Here is an 18079-nt window from a genome sequence, read left to right on the forward strand (position 1 = left end):
CATGAAAGCCATCCAAACCCAGGTTCTGATCGTCGGGGCGGGGCCGGTCGGATTGACCGCCGCCATGGATCTCGCCTCTCGCGGCATCGATGTCGTCGTCGCCGAAATCCGCCGCGCCGGCGAGCCTCCGAACGTGAAATGTAACCATGTCTCCGCACGCTCAATGGAGGTGTTCCGTCGCCTCGGCATCGCGCGCGAAGTGCGAGAAGGCGGATTGCCCGCCGACTTCCCGAACGATTGCGCGTACCGTACTGCGGTCGTCGGGCGCGAACTGACGCGCATCCCGATTCCCTGTCGCGCGGATCGCTACACGGCGACCGGAGGCCCGGATACCAACTGGCCGACGCCCGAGCCGCCGCATCGGATCAATCAGATCTATCTCGAGCCGATCCTGTTCGCTGCCGCCGAAGCCCAGCCAAGGATCAGGATTCTCAGTCGCGTCCAGGTCGAGCATTTCGAGCAGGGCGCAGATGACGTAATTGCGCGGGCGCAGAACCTCGATACGAACGAGGACATCACCATTGCCGCCGATTATCTGATCGGTTGCGATGGCGGCCGGTCCACTGTGCGTAGGCTGATCGGCTCGCGCCTTGGTGGCACTGACGTCGTGCAGCGCGTGCAGTCCACATACATTCACGCCCCCGCGCTGAAGGATCTGATCACCCAGAAGCCCGCCTGGATGACCATGTCGCTCAATCCGCGCCGCTGCGGCACGACGGTCTCGATCGACGGCCGCGACAACTGGCTGATCCACAACCACCTCGCGCCCGAAGAGCTCGAGTTCGACAGCGTCGATCGCGACTGGGCGCTGCGCACCATTCTCGGCGTCGATGATCGCTTCCAGTATGAGATCATCAGCAAGGAGGATTGGGTCGGGCGGCGCCTCGTAGCCGATCGCTTCCGGGACGGCCGTGCGTTCATTTGCGGTGATGCCGCCCATCTTTGGATTCCTTATGCAGGGTACGGCATGAATGCTGGCATCGCCGATGCCGTCGATCTCTGCTGGATTTTGGCCGGCGTCCTGCAGGGATGGGCGAACCCAGCGCTGCTCGACGCCTACGAGGCCGAGCGCCAGCCGATCACCGAGCAGGTCTCGCATTTCGCGATGAACCACGCACTTGCCGTCATGAGTCAACGGCGCGCGGTGCCCGCCGAGGTCGAGATCGATGGTCCTGATGGCGATGCCGCGCGTAGCAAGGTCGGCCAGGCCGCCTACGATCTCAACGTCCAGCAATATTGCTGCGCCGGTCTGAATTTCGGTTATTACTACGACCGCTCGCCGATCATCGCTTACGACGGCGAAGCGCCGCCGCCCTACAGCATGGGGAGCTTCACGGCCTCGACCGTGCCCGGCGCGCGCGTGCCGCACGCATGGCTGGCTGCTGGACGTTCGCTGCTCGACGCGCTCGGGCCCGCCTATACGCTGGTGCGGTTCGATCCGGCCGTCGATGCGGCGCCGCTGGTCGAGGCAGCCGCGCGTTCGGGCACTCCCTTGACGCTCCTCGACGTCGATCGGGCCAAGGCGGGATTCGATTTTCCTGAGACGCTCCTGTTGGTGCGCCCGGATTCGCACATTGCCTGGCGCGGTATGGCGGCGCCGCGGGATTCTGATCGGCTGTTTGAGCGATTGCGCGGAGCAATTTCCCAGCTGACCAGCCGTGAGCACGACTCGGCCAGAGAAGCCGCGGCTGCTCACGTTGCTTAATCGGAAGTGTAGCTTTCTTGTTTCAAACGGGGGACTCAATGCGTCAAGGGGCGATGGCTGCCGTCGGAGCGGTTCTAATCTTGCTGGGTGGGATGCTGGCGCATTTCACCCAGACGACCAATGGCATTCGTATCGAAGATGTGCGCTTCAAGGGCGCCGCTGGCAATACGATGAGCGCTCTCGTCTACATTCCGCGGAATGCGACCGAGCGAAACCCTGCCCCCGGAATCCTCGCCGTCCACGGCTATATCAACTCGCGCGAGACGCAGGACGGTTTTGCGATCGAGTTCGCCAGGCGCGGCTACGTGGTCGTTGCCTTGGACCAGACCGGCCATGGCTACAGTGATCCGCCTGCTTTCGCGCACGGTTTCGGCGGTCCCGACGGTCTGGCCTATCTGCGTAGCCTGCCATATGTCGACAAGGAGAACATCGGCCTTGAAGGGCACTCCATGGGCGGCTGGACAATTCTGGCTGCGGCTGCAGCGATGCCGGATGCCTACAAGTCGCTTGTGCTGGAGGGTTCTTCCACCGGAAAGCCTTTTGCGGCCGATGGCACGCCGATCTGGCCGCGCAATCTCGCAGTGGTTTTCTCGCAATACGACGAGTTCTCCCAGATCATGTGGGGAAGCGAGTACGCCAAAAATATTCCTCAGTCTGCAAAGCTTGCCGCCGTGTTCGGTGGGGCGGGAGCTATCGAACCTGGCAAGATTTACGGCGATATCAGCAAGGGTACGGCGCGGGTCCTTTATACCCCGGCAATCACGCATCCGGCCGATCATTTTTCGCAGGAAGCGATCGGCGACAGCCTCGACTGGTTCAGCAAAACGCTGATAGGCGGCACGCCCCTGCCGCCGACCGATCAGATCTGGTTCCGCAAGGAGATCGGCACGTTGATCGCCCTCGTAGGTTTGCTGGTTTGTTCGACCTGCTGCTGACGTTCTCAGCGTTTGCCCCACTTCAGATCGGGCCGGCCCGTTCGGATGCGACGACGGCCGCGCTGCCCAAGGGCAGGCAATGGTGGGCCGCTTTCTGGGTTTCTGCGCTGCTGCCTGCGATCACGTACTATCCTGCCTTTGCCATTGGAAATGCGTGGCTGCCGGCATCGCGTTTCCTCCCGCAGGTTTTCACGACAGAGATCATGATCTGGGCGCTCCTCAACACGGCGATCACCTTGGCTCTGCTGCCCTTCGTGCCGAGGCGCACCAGCCGCAAGGGTGTCGCGGCCCAGGCTGTCTTGATCGCGCTTGCGACGGTCGCTATCGGCGTTGTGGCGGTTTGGCTTGCCGACCTTCTGTTCAAGATCGACTTTCGTTTCTGGGTCGTGGCACTCAAACTGCCGAGCGCGACACAGTTGATGATCATGCTGATCTATCTCGTTCCGTTCACACTGTTCTTTGTCGTCGCGCTGCGCACGCTGCACGCGAATTTCAGCCGCCTCGATGCGCCGGCGATCGGCCATTATGTCACGACGATCCTGGTGCTCTCGCTCGGATTTGTCGTTCTCATCGGCGGCCAATACCTGGCGATGTGGCTTGGCGGAAAGCTGATCAATCCGTTTCCGACCTCGCCGGTCGTGCCGCTATCTACCATCATCGGCATTCAGTTCATCCCGCTCCTTGCGGCTGTCGCCATCATCTCGACTTTCACCTGGCGACGCACGGGCACATCTTTGCCTGGAGCGCTGATCTGCGCCCTGCTGGTGACCTGGTACATGGTGGCGGGAACGGCGACACAGGCGGCAATCTGAGTCCGGATTTGGGCCGCCGGAACGCGGTGTGGTGAGGCGGGAAAGATCAAAGCATGCCGACGTACAGCACCGCACACTACTTCCTCGAGACCCTCGTCGATCTCGGGGTCGACTACATCTTTGCCAATCTCGGGACCGACCACGTCTCGCTGATCGAGGAGATCGCCCGCTGGGACAGCGAGGGACGGCGTCATCCAGCGGTCATCCTGTGCCCGCATGAGGTGGTCGCCGTCCACATGGCGGCGGGCTACGCGTTTGCGACCGGCCGCGGCCAGGCGGTGTTCGTCCATGTCGATGCCGGCACGGCCAATGCGTGCATGGCGATCCAGAATCTGTTTCGCTATCGCCTGCCAGTCATGTTGTTTGCCGGCCAGGCCCCATTCACGTTGCACGGCGAGCTCACCGGATCTCGAGATACCTATGTGCACTTCGTCCAGGACAGCTTTGACCAGGGGAGCATCGTACGGCCCTATGTGAAATGGGAATACACGCTTCCATCGGGCGTGGTCGTGAAGGAGGCGCTGACGCGCGCTGCGGCGTTCATGCACAGCGATCCGCCGGGGCCGGTCTACATGATGTTGCCGCGCGAGACCCTCGCGGAAATCCGGGACGAGCAGCAAATGCCTGGATATCCGCCGGCGCGGTATGGCTCCGTGAAGGCCGGCGGGATCGAACCGGCGCGCGCGCATGCCGTCGCTGAAGCGCTGATGGCGGCCGGGAATCCGATCGCGTTCACCGCCTATCTCGGACGCAATCCAGATGCTGTCGCGGTGCTCGACCGCCTGGCGCTCGCCTGCGGCATTCGCGTGGCCGAATTCAATCCGGTCACGATGAACATTCCACAGGACTCGCCGTGTTTCGCCGGTGCGGATCCGTCCGCGCTGGTCGCCAATGCTGATCTCGGGCTGCTCATCGATACCGACGTGCCCTTCGTTCCGCAGTCTGTGAGGGCTGCGGATGCGCTACGCTGGATCCAAATCGATATCGATCCGCTGAAGGCGGACATTCCGATGTGGGGCTTTGCCACCGACCTGCGCATCCAGGGGGATTCGGCGATCATCCTGCAGCAGGTGCTCGAGATCGTCGAAGCGCGCGCCGACGAAGCCTACCGAAAGAAGGTGCGTCGCCGGATCGAGGGCTGGCACCCGATACGTGAGGCCGTCGAGGCAAAGCGACGATCCGCGGCCGCGCAAAAGGGCGAGCCAGGCGCAATCAATCCGGCATTCCTCTTCGCGCGTCTCCGGGCGCTCCTGTCCGAGGACGACATCGTCCTGAATGAGGCTGTCCGCAATGCGCCCGTCCTTCAGCAGCAACTCCGCCGCACCAAGCCCATGACCTATGTTGGGCTGGCCGGTGGCGGGCTTGGTTTCAGCGGCGGCATGGCGCTCGGCCTCAGCCTGGCGAAGCCCTCCTCTCGGGTGGTGCAGATCGTCGGCGACGGCGCCTTCCACTTCGCCGCGCCGGATTCCGTCTACGCCGTGTCGCAGCACTATCGGCTGCCGATTTTCACCATCGTTCTCGATAACGGAGGCTGGCAGGCGGTGAAGGCCTCGGTTCAGCGAGTCTATCCAGACGGACAGGCCCAGAAGGCTGATGCGTTCCTGTCCCAGCTTCGGACCGGACGCCAAGACGAGCAGCGGCACTTCATCGACATTGCCCGCGCGTTCGGCGCCCATGGCGAACGGGTCAGTGATCCGGATCGGCTTGATGAGACCATCACGCGCTGTCTCCGCGCGGTCGATGCCGGGCGCGCCGCCGTCATGCATGTCGACATCGTGCCGCTCTAACAAACAGGCTAAATGCAGCCGGACGGGCGGCGCGACCTTGCCAAGCACTCAGCTGTCATCGCCCGGCTTGACCGGGCGATCCAATATTCCAGAGACGGCGCGGCTCGAATCGAGAAGCCGGGGCATGACACCGGTTGTTGGGCAATCGGACGAGAGCCGCGCCCAAACCGGTTCCCGCCGCCCAACTTTAAGACTCCCGGCCGGCGTTCCTTAACCCGTTATTTACCGTAACAGGAAAAAGTCGGTCTTCGAGGCAGACGACCCGCGCCAAATCCGATTGTCTTCGCAACCGGCACGCGAGGGGAGACTGGAGGCGTCGGGTGGGACGCCGGAGTCGGAACCGGACAGAGTCATGAATTCGCGCGTATCGTGGAGTGTTGACGGCATCGATCCATCCGTCCGGGAGCGGGCCGAAGCTGCTGCGCGTCGTGCCGGCATGTCACTCAACGATTGGCTGAATTCCACGCTCGGCGACACCGCCCCACCGAACTTTCGCGGACCTTACGAGCAGCGCCAGGATCAACGTCAGGAGCAGCGTCCCGATCCGCGCTCGGCTTCGATGCCGAGTCAGGAAAGTCGCGACGTCGCCGACATCCACAAACGGCTCGACGCGATCACCCAGCAGATCGAGCGGATTTCGAAGCCCGCAGCCCCGCGCCAGGATGTCTCGCGCGAGCAGGGTGTTGCCCGCCAGCTCAACGACGCGATCTCGCGGCTCGACGCCCGCCTGTCGCAGATCTCGCGCCCCCAGCAGCCTCAGGCTCAGCAACCTCAACAACCTCAAGCGCCGCGACAGGCACCAGTCGAGACACGCCAGCGCCAGGCGGATGCGGTCGAGCGCGCAGCCGCGCAAGTCTATCGCAACTCGCCCCCCCTGAGCCCCGCCTCCTTCGACGTCGCGGTCGCCGAGATCACCGCGCGACAGAGCGAGCTCGACGGATTCGCGCCGCGGCAAGTGCCGCCGCGCGCAGCGCCATCGATCGCGCCTGGCGCAGCTCCCTATGCGGCCCCGATGGCGCCACCCGCGCCCGCCTATGCTCCGCCGCCACCGCAAGCAGGGCCGGATTTCTCCTCGCTCGAGCGCCATCTGCTCAAGATCACGAGCCAGATCGAGTCGCTGCAGCGCCCTGACAATACCGAGCAGGCGATCAACGGCTTCCGCGCCGAGCTTGCCGAGATCCGCAGCGCCATCACCGAGGCGATGCCGCGCCGCGCGATCGAGTCGATCGAGAACGAGATCCGCTCGCTGCATCGTCGCATCGACGAGACCCGCTCCAACGGCACCGACGGCCAGGTGCTGGCAGGCATCGAGCGCGCGCTGTCCGACATCAAGCAGGTGCTGCGCACGCTGACGCCGGCCGAGCAACTCACCGGCTATGACGAGGCGATCCGCAATCTCGGCGCCAAGCTCGACCTGATCCTCCGCGCCAACGACGATCCCTCGACTGTGCGCCAGCTCGAAGGCGCGATCTCGGCGTTGCGCGGCATCGTTTCGAACGTCGCCTCCAACGAGGCGCTGGCGCGTCTGTCCGAAGACGTGCAGCTGTTGTCGTCCAAGGTCGACCAGATCACCCGCTCGTCCGGTCATAGCGACAGCTTTGCGGTTCTCGAGCAGCGCATTGCTGCGCTCACCGCCGCGCTGGAGACGCGCGAACGGCCTCAGCCGACCGAGAGCACCGAGCATCTGGAAGCAGCAATCCGCGCACTCTCCGACCGTTTCGACCGCATGCAGGTCGGCAACGACTCGGCCTCGACCTTCGCGCATCTCGAGCAGCGGGTCTCCTATCTGCTGGAGCGGTTGGAGGCCGCCTCCGATTCGCGCGGCGGCAATTTCAGCCGCGTCGAGGACGGGCTGCACGACATCCTCAGGCATCTGGAGCGCCAGCAGGCGACCTATTCCGCGCTGGCGGAGAGCCGTCATTCGACGCCAGCTCCCGATTCCGGAATGGTCGATCTCGTCAAGCGCGAGCTGTCCGACATCCGCTTCAGCCAGGCCGAGACCAACCGCAGCACCCAGGATTCGCTGGAGGCCGTGAACAACACGCTCGGTCATGTCGTCGATCGTCTTGCCATGATCGAGGGCGATCTGCGCGCGGTGCGCACCGCGCCGCCGGCGCCTGCACCACAGCCGATGGCTGCGCCCATGCCGGGGCCATCGTCAATGGCAGCGCCCGTCGAGCCGATGGCGCGCGAGCCACGGCCGCCACAACCACCGAAATACGATCCGAGGCCCGAGCTGCCAAATCCGGCCGCTGCGCAGCAGCCGGCGCACTCAGCTTTCGTGGCCGCGCCGCGTGAATTCCACGCCGCCGCACCGCCGTCGGTCCCGATGGCTGCGCAAGGCACGCCGCCTTTGCCGCCGCGCGCGATCAGCGAGATTCTGGAGCCGCACACCGCGCCAGTGCGCGCCGCGATCGCGCCTGAACTGCCGCCGGATCATCCGCTCGAGCCAGGCACGCGTCCGAGCGGCCGTCCCGCCACGCCGTCCGAGCGCATTGCCGCGTCCGAAAGTGCGATCAGCGAAATCCCGGCGGCACCGAAGGAGCCGGTGTCGTCGTCGAGCTTCATCGCGGCCGCGCGCCGCGCCGCGCAAGCTGCCGCCGCGCAGCCGCAGGAGAAGCCCGCTCGCGGCGTCAAGGCCGCCATGGCGCGCGCCAAGGGCCAAGGACAAGGACAAGGAAAGGCGCCGGAAGGCGGCTCGACCATCACATCCAAAATCCGCTCGCTGCTGGTCGGCGCGAGCGTGGTCGTGATCGTGCTCGGCACCTTCAAGATGGCAATGAACCTGCTCGAGGGCAGCCCGCCACCGGCGCCGCAGGCGATGGAGGACACGTCGAGCCGGCCGGCGCCGCAGGCCCCGCCGCCGGTCGAAAGCAAGCCCGCCGCGCCCGAACAGGTCACGCCGTCGATGACCTCGCCGACGCCGATCGGCAAGCAATCCCTGAACGATGCCGCGCCGGCAGCGAACCCCGCCAGCACGGCTTCGGTCGCAATTCCGCCCGCGCCCGCCGCAGCAACACCGGCTCCGCCGGCTACGAACAGCGATGTCACCGGCGCGCTCTCGGGCACGAGCCGTGCACGTCTTGGCACCGTCCAGGTGCCGCCGAGCGAGAAGCTGCCTGACGGCATCGGCGGCCCGGGCCTGCGCACCGCCGCGATGAAGGGCGATGCGACTGCAGCTTTCGAGATCGGCGTGCGTTTTGCCGAGGGCAAGGGCGTGGCTGCGAACTACGACGAAGCCGCGAAATGGTACGACCGCGCTGCGCAGGCCGGCGTGGTGCCCGCAACATTCCGCCTCGGCACGCTCTACGAAAAGGGCCTCGGCGTGAAGAAGGACGCCGACATCGCCCGCCGCTACTACACCCAGGCCGCCGAGCGCGGCAACGCCAAGGCAATGCACAATCTCGCGGTGCTTGATGCCGATGGCGGCGGACACGGCGCCAACTACAAGAGCGCGGCGCAGTGGTTCCGGAAAGCGGCCGATCGCGGCGTTGCCGACAGCCAGTTCAACCTCGGCATCCTCTATGCCCGCGGCATCGGCGTCGAGCAGAACCTCGCCGAATCCTACAAATGGTTCAGCCTCGCCGCGGCCCAGGGCGATGCGGATTCGGCGAGCAAGCGCGACGACGTCGCCAAGCGCCTCGACCCGCAATCGCTCGCCGCCGCCAAGCTCGCGATCCAGACCTTCAGCGCCGAGCCGCAGCCCGACGATGCCGTCAACGTTCCCGCGCCCGCGGGCGGCTGGGACAACGCGCCGCAAGCGGCTATCAAGCCCTCACCTAAGCCGGTCGCAACGAAGAAGACGGCGTCAGCGGCGCATTGATTTGAGAATTGTCATTCCGGGGCGCGCGCAGCGCGAGCCCGGAATCCATTCATCTGCAGAGCCGGTGGCGCGATGGATTCCGGGCTCGACGCTTCGCGTCGCCCCGGAATGACGACTACGGCGCCTCGATTACCGTCGGCACGCCCGGCTCCAGCAAGCGCAACCTTGTCCCGAAGCCGAGCGCGTCGAAGGTCTTGCGGAGATCCTCGCCGTTCTGGCGGAAATGCGCCCAGCCCTCGGTATGCACGGGCACGATCATCGCATCGGGGAAGGCGCGCGCGGTCTCGACGGTGTCGTTGGTGTCCATGGTGAGATGGAACGGCCCGCGGGTTTGCGCGGCGCCCGCGAAGGGCAGCACCACGCCGCATTTGAAGCGGCGCGCGACTTCGGCAACGCCGTCGAACCAGGTGGTGTCGCCGCTGATATAGACCGGGCGCGTGTCCTTGCGGCTCGACTGCACGACGAAACCGATGACGTCGCCCGACAGCGGCTCGATGCCGGCAGGGCCGTGACGCGCAGGCGTCGCGGTGATGGTCAGCGTGTTGCCGTCATCATCCTTCAGGTGCGCGGTCGCCCACGGCGCGAGACCCTCGACATGGCCGCCGAGGCGCTTTGCGCCGGCCTCCGTCGTCAGCACGCGCCTGGCTTTGAGCACAAAGTCGCGGCCGGAATTGTCGAGATTGTCCGAATGCTGGTCATGGCTGAGCAGCACGGCGTCAACAGGGCCGATCGCATCGGCCTTCATCGCCGGGCCAATCGTCTTCTCCAGCTTCACATGCGGCAGCTGGTAGGCGCCGGGCGCGTCGAAGGTGGGATCGGTGAGCAGGCGAAAGCCGTCGATCTCGATCAGCGCGGTCGGGCCGCCGATCAGGGTGATGGAAACAGTCATGAGGGGAACTCCTCTTACGAAACCGACTTGGCAGGACGGGTCACCAGGTAAATGCCCAGCGCGACCGGAATGATCCCGAGCAAGTCACGCGCCTCGACATGCTCGCCGAGCACGAGGAAGGCGAACAGCATGCCGAGCGGCGGCATCAGGAAATGATAGGCACTGGCTGCGGTCGCACCACACACTTTGAGGAGATGAAACCAGAGCCAGTAGGCGAGGATCGAGCCGCCGAGCACGAGGAAGGCGAAGGCACCGATCAGGCTGGGCGTGACATCGATGGCATGAACGTCGGCGAAGGTCAGCGCCACCGGCGTCAGCACGATGCCGGCCGCAAGATTCTGCACGCCGTTGCCGATCCACAAGCTCCCCTTGGGCGCGAGCAGCTTGAACAGGATGGTGCCTGATACGATCGACGCCAGCGAAGCCAGCGTGAAGAGGATGCCGTGCAGAGAGTCGGTGCCGACCGACAGGCGATGCCAGACGATCGCCGTGACGCCGATGATCCCGAGGAAGAGACCGCTGGCCTTGCGCCAGGTCATGCCCTCGCCGAGCAGGAGCGCCGCGAGCGCGGCCGTGAACACCGGATTGGCCGAGACGATCAGGCCGCCGAGACCGGCGGAGACCGATTGCAGGCCGGTGTAGCCGAGCCCGAGATAGAGCGCGTTGTTGGCGATGCCGAGCACGGCGAAGATCAGGGCGTCGCGCCAGGACAACGACCAACCGCCACGGATCAAGGTGGCCCCGAGGATCAAAACGCCGGCGAGCGAGAAGCGCGCGGCGAGCAGGATCAGCGGCGGGCAATGGGTGACGCCGATCTTGCCGGCGACGAAAGCGTAGCTCCAGAGCAGGCAGAACAGGCCGATGGCAAGCGGAAGCGTGTTGAGACGGCTGCGGGGCGCGGGAATCGAAGCGGCGAGGGACATGAGGGCATTCTCCTGAGCCCTCGATCTAGGGACTGTCCTTGCCATTTGGAAATTAAATGATTAACTCGATATCAGTGGATTTTCGAATGGAGGCTGGAATGCTCGATCTGGAGCTCCTGCGCAGCTTCGTCTCGGTGATCGAGGCCGGCGGCTTCACCCGCGCCAGCGAGCGCGTCCACCGCACGCAATCGACGGTGAGCCAACAGATCAAGCGGCTGGAGGAGGATGTCGGCCAGGTGCTGCTGCATCGGGACGGCAAGGACGTCCGCCCCACTGAAGCCGGCGAACGGCTGCTCTCCTATGCGCGGCGGCTGCTCACGCTGGCGGAAGAGGCGCGCGACGTGCTGCGCGAGGAAGGCGAAGGCGCGATCCGGCTTGGCATCCCCGAGGATTTTGCGGCGTATCGGCTGGCAAAACTGCTGGGTGCGTTCGCGCGCTCGCATCCGAACCTGCGGCTCGACGTGCGCGCCGACCAGAGCAAGAACCTCGCGCGCGATCTCGAACGCGGCGAGCTTGATCTCGCGCTCTACAAGCGCGAGGCGGGTGGCAAGGAGGCGATCGCGGTGTGGCCGGAGCAGGTGCATTGGGTCACCAGCAAGAGCCATCCGGTTGACATCAACGTGCCCTCGGTGCCGCTGATCGGTTTTCCACTCGGCTGCCTCTACCGCGCCGGCGCCATCCACGCGCTGGAAAGCGCCGGCCGCGCCTGGCACATGTCCTATATGTCGTCGAGCCTCGCCGGCATCCAGGCCGCGGTCGCCGCCGGCATGGGGCTGAGCATTCTGTCGGAGATGTCGATCCAATCAGATCACCGCGTGCTGACGGCGAAGGACGGGTTTGCGCCGATCAACCGCACCGAGGTGGCGCTGATGGCCGCGCCGAACGCGAGCTCCGCAACATTGCGGCTGGCAGACCGGCTGGCGGAGTTCTGCGAAGACGTGCAGGCGAAGGCGGCGTGAGCCTGTGAGATGCGTAGGGTGGGTTAGCGCTGCGGATGCACGAAGTGCATCTGCGGGGCGTAACCCACCACCCTCTACTGCGCGGAAACAGAAGCGGTGGGTTACGCCAAGCGGTCTGCGCTTCGCGCAGTTCTGCACGGCTAACCCACCCTAGAAGGCCTGCGCCTCAATAACACCTTGCCGCGGCGATCGCGTGGACGCGGCGGTCGCCGAGCAGGTGGGCGACAAAGCCGTTTGTCGGAAAAATCCTGGCGAATGCCGCGTCGCGGATGCTGAGGCCGCCGGCATAGGCGCCGAAGGCCGGCATCACCGCGCGCAGGCCGTCGCTGGCGAAACACCGCCGTTCCATCGAGCGGCCGCGCGCGGAGACGCGGGCCTTGGGATGGAGATGGCCGGCGATCTCGCCATGCGCGCCTGATGGCTCGTGGCGGAAGGTGATCGGGCCGATCGCGACCTCGTCGGCGACGGTGCCGCCGAGATCGCGCGGCAGCTCGGGATCGTGATTGCCCGAGATCCAGATCCAGTCTCGGCCGCTCTGAAGCGCGGCAACGGACTCGCGGTCGTCGGCCGACAGGCGCTCATGCGCGGTGCGATCATGAAAGCTGTCGCCGAGCGCGATCACGATGCGCGGATTATGGCGGGAGATGACAGCAGCGAGGCGGCCGAGCGTGGCAACGGTATCGTAGGGCGGCAACAGCACGCCGCGCGTGGCGAAGCTCGAGCCTTTTTCGAGGTGCAGATCGGAGACGACAAGCAGGCGCTGCTCTTCCCAGAACAGCGCGCCGGAGAGGTCAGTGTGGAACGACACGCCTGCAATATCCAGCGCGAACGTCGAGGTGATGGAGATCAATACTTGCTCCGTCACGTGCCGCGCCTCACCGTCATTCCGGGGCGAAGCGAAGCATCGAACCCGGAATCTCGAGATCCCGGGTTCGCGCTAACGCACGCCCCGGAATGACCGCGTTGGGTTGATAGATCGGTGCGCCCCACAGACAGGTTCTCTACGACATCGCCTCTTTGACCAGCTCGTCGGCGGCTTCGGCCAACAGCTCGTCTGCAGCTTCGCCATAAACTGACTCGCGGCCGATTTCCAGCATCACGGGGACCGCGAGCGGGGAGACGTGGTCGAGTTCCCGATGGGTGATGCGGCCCTGGATGCGCATCAGCATGTCGCTGAGGCGGCGCAGGTCGAGCAGGCCGGTGGCGGCATCGGCGCGCGCGGCACGCAGCAGGACGTGGTCGGCCTGGTGCTTGCGCAGCACGTCGTAGACGAGGTCGGTCGAGAACAGCACCTGGCGGCGGCTCTTCTCTTCGCCGGTGTGGCGGCGCGCGATCAGGCCGGAGATGATCGCGCAATTGCGGAAGGTGCGCTTCATCAACGCGGATTCGGCGAGCCAGGCCTCGAGGTCGTCGCCGAGCATGTCAGGGTCGAACAATGCGTTGAGGTCGATCCTGCCTTCGCGGATCATGAAGGAGAGATCGCCGAGCGCCCAGATCGCCACCGCATATTCGTTGGCGACGAAGCCGAGCGGTCGGGCGCGGGCGCGCTCCAGCCGGCGCGTCAACAGCATGCCGAGAGTCTGGTGCGCAAGGCGGCCTTCGAACGGATAGCAGACGATGTAATGCTTGTTGGCGCGCGGAAAACTCTCGACCAGCAGCTCGCGCACCGCCGGCACGCGCGAAGCTTCCCTTTGCAGCGACAGCCAGTCGCGCACCTGCTCCGGCAAGCCACGCCACGCGCTGGAATCATCGAGCAGACGCCGCACGCGCTCGGCGAGATAGGTCGAGAGCGGAAATTTGCCGCCCATATAGGACGGCACTTTCGGATCCTTGTCATGCGCGCGCGAGACGTAGACCTGGTCCTCGACCAGGGTCTCATAGCGTACCACCTCGCCCGAGAACACGAAGGTGTCGCCGGGCGAGAGGCCCTCGATGAAGGCCTCCTCGATCTCGCCGAGCAGGCGGCCGCCGCGCGCGATCACGCCGGTGGAGCCGTGACCTGCGCCGCGCGAACGCACCAGCCGCACCTTCAGCATGTCGTCCTCGACGATGGTGCCGACATTCATCCGGTAGCTCTGCCGCACTTTCGGGTTGGCGACGCGCCAGCGGCCCTCCTTGTCCTGCTTGATGCGGGCGAAGCGCTCATAGGTTTTCAGCGCGTAGCCGCCGGAGGCGACGAAATCGACGACATCATCGAAATCCTGCCGCGTGAGATTGGCGTAGGGCGCGGCAGTGCGGACCTCGGCATAGAGCTCATCCGAGAAGAACGGCTCGCCGCAGGCACAGCCGAGCACGTGCTGCGCCAGCACGTCCAGCGCGCCTAGGCGCAGCGGCGGCGTGTCCTGCGCATTCTCGGCGATGGCGTCGATGGCGACGCGGCACTCCAGCACTTCGAAACGGTTGGCCGGCACCAGCACGGCGCGCGAGGCTTCGTCGAGGCGGTGGTTGGCGCGGCCGATGCGCTGCATCAGGCGCGAGGAGCCCTTCGGCGCGCCGATATTGACGACGAGATCGACATCGCCCCAGTCGACGCCGAGATCGAGCGAGGAGGTGCAGACCACGCCGCGCAATCGCCCTGCCGACATCGCGTCCTCGACCTTGCGGCGCTGGGCGACGTCGAGCGAGCCGTGATGCAGCGCGATGGCGAGCCCGTCGTCGTTCATGCTCCAGAGATTCTGGAACAGCATCTCGGCCTGGCTGCGGGTATTGACGAACACCAGCGTGGTTTTGTTCGCCTTGATCAGCTCGTAGATTTCGGGGAGCGCATGCCGCGCGCTGTGGCCGGCCCAGGGCAGCCGCTCGCGGGTGTCGAGCATCTGAACCAGCGGCGGCGCGGCGCCGCCGGCGACGACGATGTCGGCCGCCCTCTTTTTGCCCTCGGGCTGCGGCACCAGGAAGCGTGCGAGCTGCTCCGGCTCGGCGACGGTTGCCGACAGGCCGATCGCGCGCATCTGCGGTGCCAATCGCCACAGCCGCGCGAGGCCCAGCGAGAGCAGATCGCCCCGCTTGGACGTCACCAGCGCGTGCAGCTCGTCGAGCACGATGCGCTTGAGTGACGAAAATAGAAACGGGGCGTCGTCGGAGGAGAGCAGCAGCGCGAGTTGCTCCGGCGTCGTCAGCAGGATATCAGGCGGATAACGCCGCTGGCGCTGGCGTCGCGACACCGGCGTGTCGCCGGTGCGGGTCTCGACCTTGATCGGCAGGCCCATCTCGGCGATGGGACGCTCGAGATTACGCGCGATATCGACGGCAAGCGCTTTCAGCGGCGAGATGTAGAGTGTGTGCAGGCCGCCGCCGCGCTGAACGCTGCGGCCGGTAGAGACGAGCTTGTTGTCACCTCCCCCCTGGTGCGGGAGGTCGGCAGCCGCAGGCTGCCGCGAGGGGGGTAGCCCCACGAGCGGTGCTTGTGGCCCTCCCCCTCCCCGCCCCTCCCCCACAAGGGGGGAGGGAGAAGAAGACAACTCCACCAGCGTCGGCAAGAATCCCGCCAGCGTCTTGCCGGCGCCGGTCGGCGCGATCAGCAGCGCGGAGCAGTCTTCGCGCGCCTTTTCCAGCAGTGCGAGCTGATGCGCGCGCGGCGACCAGCCGCGGCCTGCGAACCATTTTTGGAAACGGTCGGGCAGTAGCGTGGCCGGCTCGGCCGGGATTTTGAGGATGCGGGGCGGCACGCCGTTAGAGGTAAGCCGTGGGGATGGGTTCGTCGAGGGGTGGGCGCGGGTGTCGTGGGCGGTCTTCCCCTCTCCCCTTGTGGGCCCCTTCTGGGAGAGGGTGGATCGCCGCGCAGCGGCGAGACGGGTGAGGGGTTTCCATCCTCGCGAACAGTTTTGCGTACGGTGAGAACCCCTCATCCGGCGCTTCGCGCCACCTTCTCCCACAAGGGGAGAAGGAAGAAACGCCCTACTCCGACATCGGCTTGTCGGAGATGTCCCAATCCTTGCCGCTGAAGATCGAGATGTAGAGCGTCTTCATCGGCGTGTAATCGTCGGGCGTGTAGTCGTAGGTGACGCCGTCGAGGAAATAGGGCGAATGGAAGCCCTTGAGGTTGGAGGCCTGCTTCAGCACGTTGGCGCGGGTGAGATCGTCGCCGCAGCGGCGCAGGATCTCGCCCATGGTGACCGCCTGGCCATAACCGGCAAAGGCGATGGTGTTGTCGGGGTCGATGGTCGGGATGTATTTCTTGCGTAGCTCCTCGAACGCCATCACGTCGGGATCCTTCTCCCATTTCGGCAGGCCGACCTCCTTGTTGTAGCGGATGGCGACAATGCCGGCGCAATTGTCCAGCCCTGCGGCGTTGAGAATGGAGCGGCCGGTCGAGCCGGCCGACAACAGCTGCAGCGGCTTCCACCCGAGTTCGGCGACTTTGCGGATCGACTGCGACGAGGCCTTGCCGGTGGAGATGTTGTAGAAGACGTCCGCGCCCGACTTCGAGAGATTGATCAATTGGGAATCGACCGTGGGATCGGTGAGATCATAGGTCTGCTCCATGATCACCTGCGCGGTGCCGCCGGCATCGGCCAGCACCTTCTTGAAGGGACCTAAGAAGTCGCGGCCGAAATCGTCGTTCTGGTAGAGGATGCCAACCTTGGCGTTCGGCTTCACGCTGACGACGTGCCGCGCCAGGATGCGCGCCTCGGTCGGATAGAGCGGCAGACCGGCCATGGTCCATTTGAACTCTTTCGGGTTATTCCATTTCGAGGCGCCAGTGTTGAGCAGGAGCTGCGGCACGCCCTTCGAATTCAGGTATTTGTGCACTGATGTCTGCGGCGCGGTGCCGAGCGAGCCGTAGAGCGCCAGCACCTCCTCCTGTTCGACCAGGCGCCGCGTTGCCTCGACGCATTTCGGCGCGCTGTAGGCGTCGTCCATGGTGAGGAACTTGATCTTGCGTCCGTTGATGCCGCCCTTCTCGTTCAGCATCTGGAAATAGGCCTCGCCGATGCGGCCCAACACGCCGTAGAGGGAGCCGGGGCCGGAATGCGGCACGGTCTGGCCGATCTTGATCTCGGTATCGCTGGCGCCCGCATCGTACTTCTTTTCGGCGGCCCGGACGTAGGGCGCAGGCAGCACGGATGCGGCAATGGTGGCGAATGCGGCGGCGCCGATATCGCGCCGCGATGGATTCTTCGTCATTGTTGTTTTCTCCCTCATGCGCGCATTTTGCTGGGAACGCAGCACGGCTCGCAAGTGGGAAGGCGCAGCTTTGCGACGCAACGACGCTTAAATCGCTTGGCTCTAGCGCCTAGACTCAAGTTTTGTCGGCGACCACGACGAGGCCGCGCACCGGCTCGTTGTTCTCGTTGCGCGGCGAGGCCGGCTCCAATGTCAGCAGCTTCAGTCCAGCCTTCGCAATGGCGCCGCGGACATATTCCGCGGAATGGGCATAGCGCAGGCCGTCACCGAGCACGATGCCATCGCCATCATGCGTCTCCAGCGTGAAGGCAAGCACGCCGCCGGAGACGAGCACGCGTTTGGCTTCGGTGAGCACAGGCGCGAGATCGGAGAGATAGACAAACGCATCCGCGGCAACGACGAGGTTCGCGCTGGCGTCACTCTTCGTGCGCAGGCCCTCGATCATGTCGGCGATTTCGAGCTCGGCGTAGAGGCCGGTGGCGCGCGCCTCCTTGATCATGCCTGGCGACAGGTCGATGCCGATGAAATGATCGACCTGCTTGGCGAAGGCCGCCGCCGCCAGGCCCGTGCCGCAACCGAGATCGATGGTGCGCTTGAAGAAGGCCGGCTTCTTCGCGGCGACGCGCGCGGCGAGCACCGCCTTGAAGATCAGGCTGGGAGCGCGATAGCCGAGATCGTTGATCAGCGCGTGTTCGAAGCGCGGCGCGTATTGATCGAACAGCGCCTGCACATAAGCCTTCGGCATCTCCACCATCTCGGCGTCGCCGAGCCGCATCAGATGCAGGCCGGCGCCGTGCTGGTCGTCGGGGTCGGACTCGCGCGCTTTCCGGAACGCCGCGATGGCCTTGTCGCGTTCACCGAGCTGCTGACGGATCTCGCCCAGCGTGAACCAGGCCGAGGTGAAGTTTGGCGCGAGCTCGATCGCCTGCTCGATCAGGTCGGCGGCCGCGGGCAGATCGCCCTTGAGCTGGAGGTCGCGCGCGAACTCGAAACGGCGGTCGGCCATGAGATCGCCGGAGGTCAGGAACAGGCGGAGCGGCATTGGGAACCAGGTCGTCATTGCCGGGCTTGACCCGGCAATCCATCAAAAAAGCAACTCTTTAAGAGGATGGATGCACG

Annotated in this window: 12 protein-coding genes; 6 read left to right on the forward strand and 6 right to left on the reverse strand. The window is 65.4% G+C overall.

Annotated elements, in window-relative coordinates:
* Position 1 precedes the first annotated feature (1 nt).
* From BM374_RS02950 to BM374_RS02965, 5 genes are all read left to right on the forward strand, one after another.
* Positions 2-1705: an FAD-dependent oxidoreductase gene (locus BM374_RS02950; protein WP_092289054.1), complete on the forward strand. Its 1704-nt coding sequence runs from the start codon at positions 2-4 to the stop codon at positions 1703-1705.
* A gap of 92 nt (positions 1706-1797) precedes the next feature.
* Positions 1798-2640 (forward strand): alpha/beta hydrolase family protein, encoded by an 843-nt coding sequence (locus tag BM374_RS39285; protein ID WP_244552520.1) that lies wholly within the window; start codon positions 1798-1800, stop codon positions 2638-2640.
* Complete coding sequence (locus BM374_RS39290) at positions 2622-3452, forward strand: hypothetical protein (RefSeq protein ID WP_244552521.1); 831 nt, start codon at positions 2622-2624, stop codon at positions 3450-3452. The genes BM374_RS39285 and BM374_RS39290 overlap by 19 nt, the downstream gene beginning before the upstream one ends.
* A gap of 53 nt (positions 3453-3505) precedes the next feature.
* Positions 3506-5239, forward strand: coding sequence for a thiamine pyrophosphate-requiring protein (locus BM374_RS02960; RefSeq protein ID WP_092289055.1), 1734 nt, complete (start codon positions 3506-3508; stop codon positions 5237-5239).
* A 352-nt stretch (positions 5240-5591) separates the two neighbouring features.
* Positions 5592-9062, forward strand: a complete 3471-nt coding sequence (locus BM374_RS02965) for a tetratricopeptide repeat protein (protein ID WP_092289056.1) — start codon at positions 5592-5594, stop codon at positions 9060-9062.
* 115 nt (positions 9063-9177) lie between these two features.
* On the opposite strand, the gene BM374_RS02970 is transcribed toward BM374_RS02965, so the two are convergent.
* Positions 9178-9951, reverse strand: coding sequence for an MBL fold metallo-hydrolase (locus BM374_RS02970; protein WP_092289057.1), 774 nt, complete (start codon positions 9949-9951; stop codon positions 9178-9180).
* Positions 9952-9965: 14 nt separating this feature from the next.
* Positions 9966-10874: a DMT family transporter gene (locus tag BM374_RS02975; protein WP_092289058.1), complete on the reverse strand. Its 909-nt coding sequence runs from the start codon at positions 10872-10874 to the stop codon at positions 9966-9968.
* A gap of 98 nt (positions 10875-10972) precedes the next feature.
* Between BM374_RS02975 and BM374_RS02980 the strand changes: the two genes are divergently transcribed.
* On the forward strand, positions 10973-11833 hold the full coding sequence (locus BM374_RS02980; RefSeq protein WP_177248056.1) for a LysR family transcriptional regulator: 861 nt from the start codon (positions 10973-10975) through the stop codon (positions 11831-11833).
* A gap of 166 nt (positions 11834-11999) precedes the next feature.
* Here BM374_RS02980 and pdeM read toward each other — a convergent pair whose 3' ends face one another.
* The 4 genes from pdeM to BM374_RS03000 form a co-directional block, all read right to left on the reverse strand.
* Positions 12000-12683: a ligase-associated DNA damage response endonuclease PdeM gene (gene pdeM / locus BM374_RS02985; protein ID WP_502689413.1), complete on the reverse strand. Its 684-nt coding sequence runs from the start codon at positions 12681-12683 to the stop codon at positions 12000-12002.
* 151 nt (positions 12684-12834) lie between these two features.
* Positions 12835-15501, reverse strand: a complete 2667-nt coding sequence (locus tag BM374_RS02990) for a ligase-associated DNA damage response DEXH box helicase (RefSeq protein WP_092289061.1) — start codon at positions 15499-15501, stop codon at positions 12835-12837.
* A gap of 229 nt (positions 15502-15730) precedes the next feature.
* Positions 15731-16960 (reverse strand): ABC transporter substrate-binding protein, encoded by a 1230-nt coding sequence (locus BM374_RS02995; RefSeq protein ID WP_177248057.1) that lies wholly within the window; start codon positions 16958-16960, stop codon positions 15731-15733.
* A 115-nt stretch (positions 16961-17075) separates the two neighbouring features.
* Positions 17076-18002: a class I SAM-dependent DNA methyltransferase gene (locus BM374_RS03000; protein ID WP_092289062.1), complete on the reverse strand. Its 927-nt coding sequence runs from the start codon at positions 18000-18002 to the stop codon at positions 17076-17078.
* Between the last annotated feature and the right edge of the window lie 77 nt (positions 18003-18079).

This window comes from Bradyrhizobium sp. Ghvi (assembly GCF_900115265.1).
Taxonomy (GTDB): Bacteria; Pseudomonadota; Alphaproteobacteria; order Rhizobiales; family Xanthobacteraceae; genus Bradyrhizobium.

Coding starts and splice junctions, on each gene's coding strand:
- BM374_RS02950 (WP_092289054.1), top strand. CDS start 2: ATGAAAGCCATCCAAACCCAGGTTCTGATCGTCGGGGCGGGGCCGGTC.
- BM374_RS39285 (WP_244552520.1), top strand. CDS start 1,798: ATGCTGGCGCATTTCACCCAGACGACCAATGGCATTCGTATCGAAGAT.
- BM374_RS02960 (WP_092289055.1), top strand. CDS start 3,506: ATGCCGACGTACAGCACCGCACACTACTTCCTCGAGACCCTCGTCGAT.
- BM374_RS02965 (WP_092289056.1), top strand. CDS start 5,592: ATGAATTCGCGCGTATCGTGGAGTGTTGACGGCATCGATCCATCCGTC.
- BM374_RS02970 (WP_092289057.1), bottom strand. CDS start 9,951: ATGACTGTTTCCATCACCCTGATCGGCGGCCCGACCGCGCTGATCGAG.
- BM374_RS02975 (WP_092289058.1), bottom strand. CDS start 10,874: ATGTCCCTCGCCGCTTCGATTCCCGCGCCCCGCAGCCGTCTCAACACG.
- BM374_RS02980 (WP_177248056.1), top strand. CDS start 10,973: ATGCTCGATCTGGAGCTCCTGCGCAGCTTCGTCTCGGTGATCGAGGCC.
- BM374_RS02995 (WP_177248057.1), bottom strand. CDS start 16,960: ATGACGAAGAATCCATCGCGGCGCGATATCGGCGCCGCCGCATTCGCC.
- BM374_RS03000 (WP_092289062.1), bottom strand. CDS start 18,002: ATGCCGCTCCGCCTGTTCCTGACCTCCGGCGATCTCATGGCCGACCGC.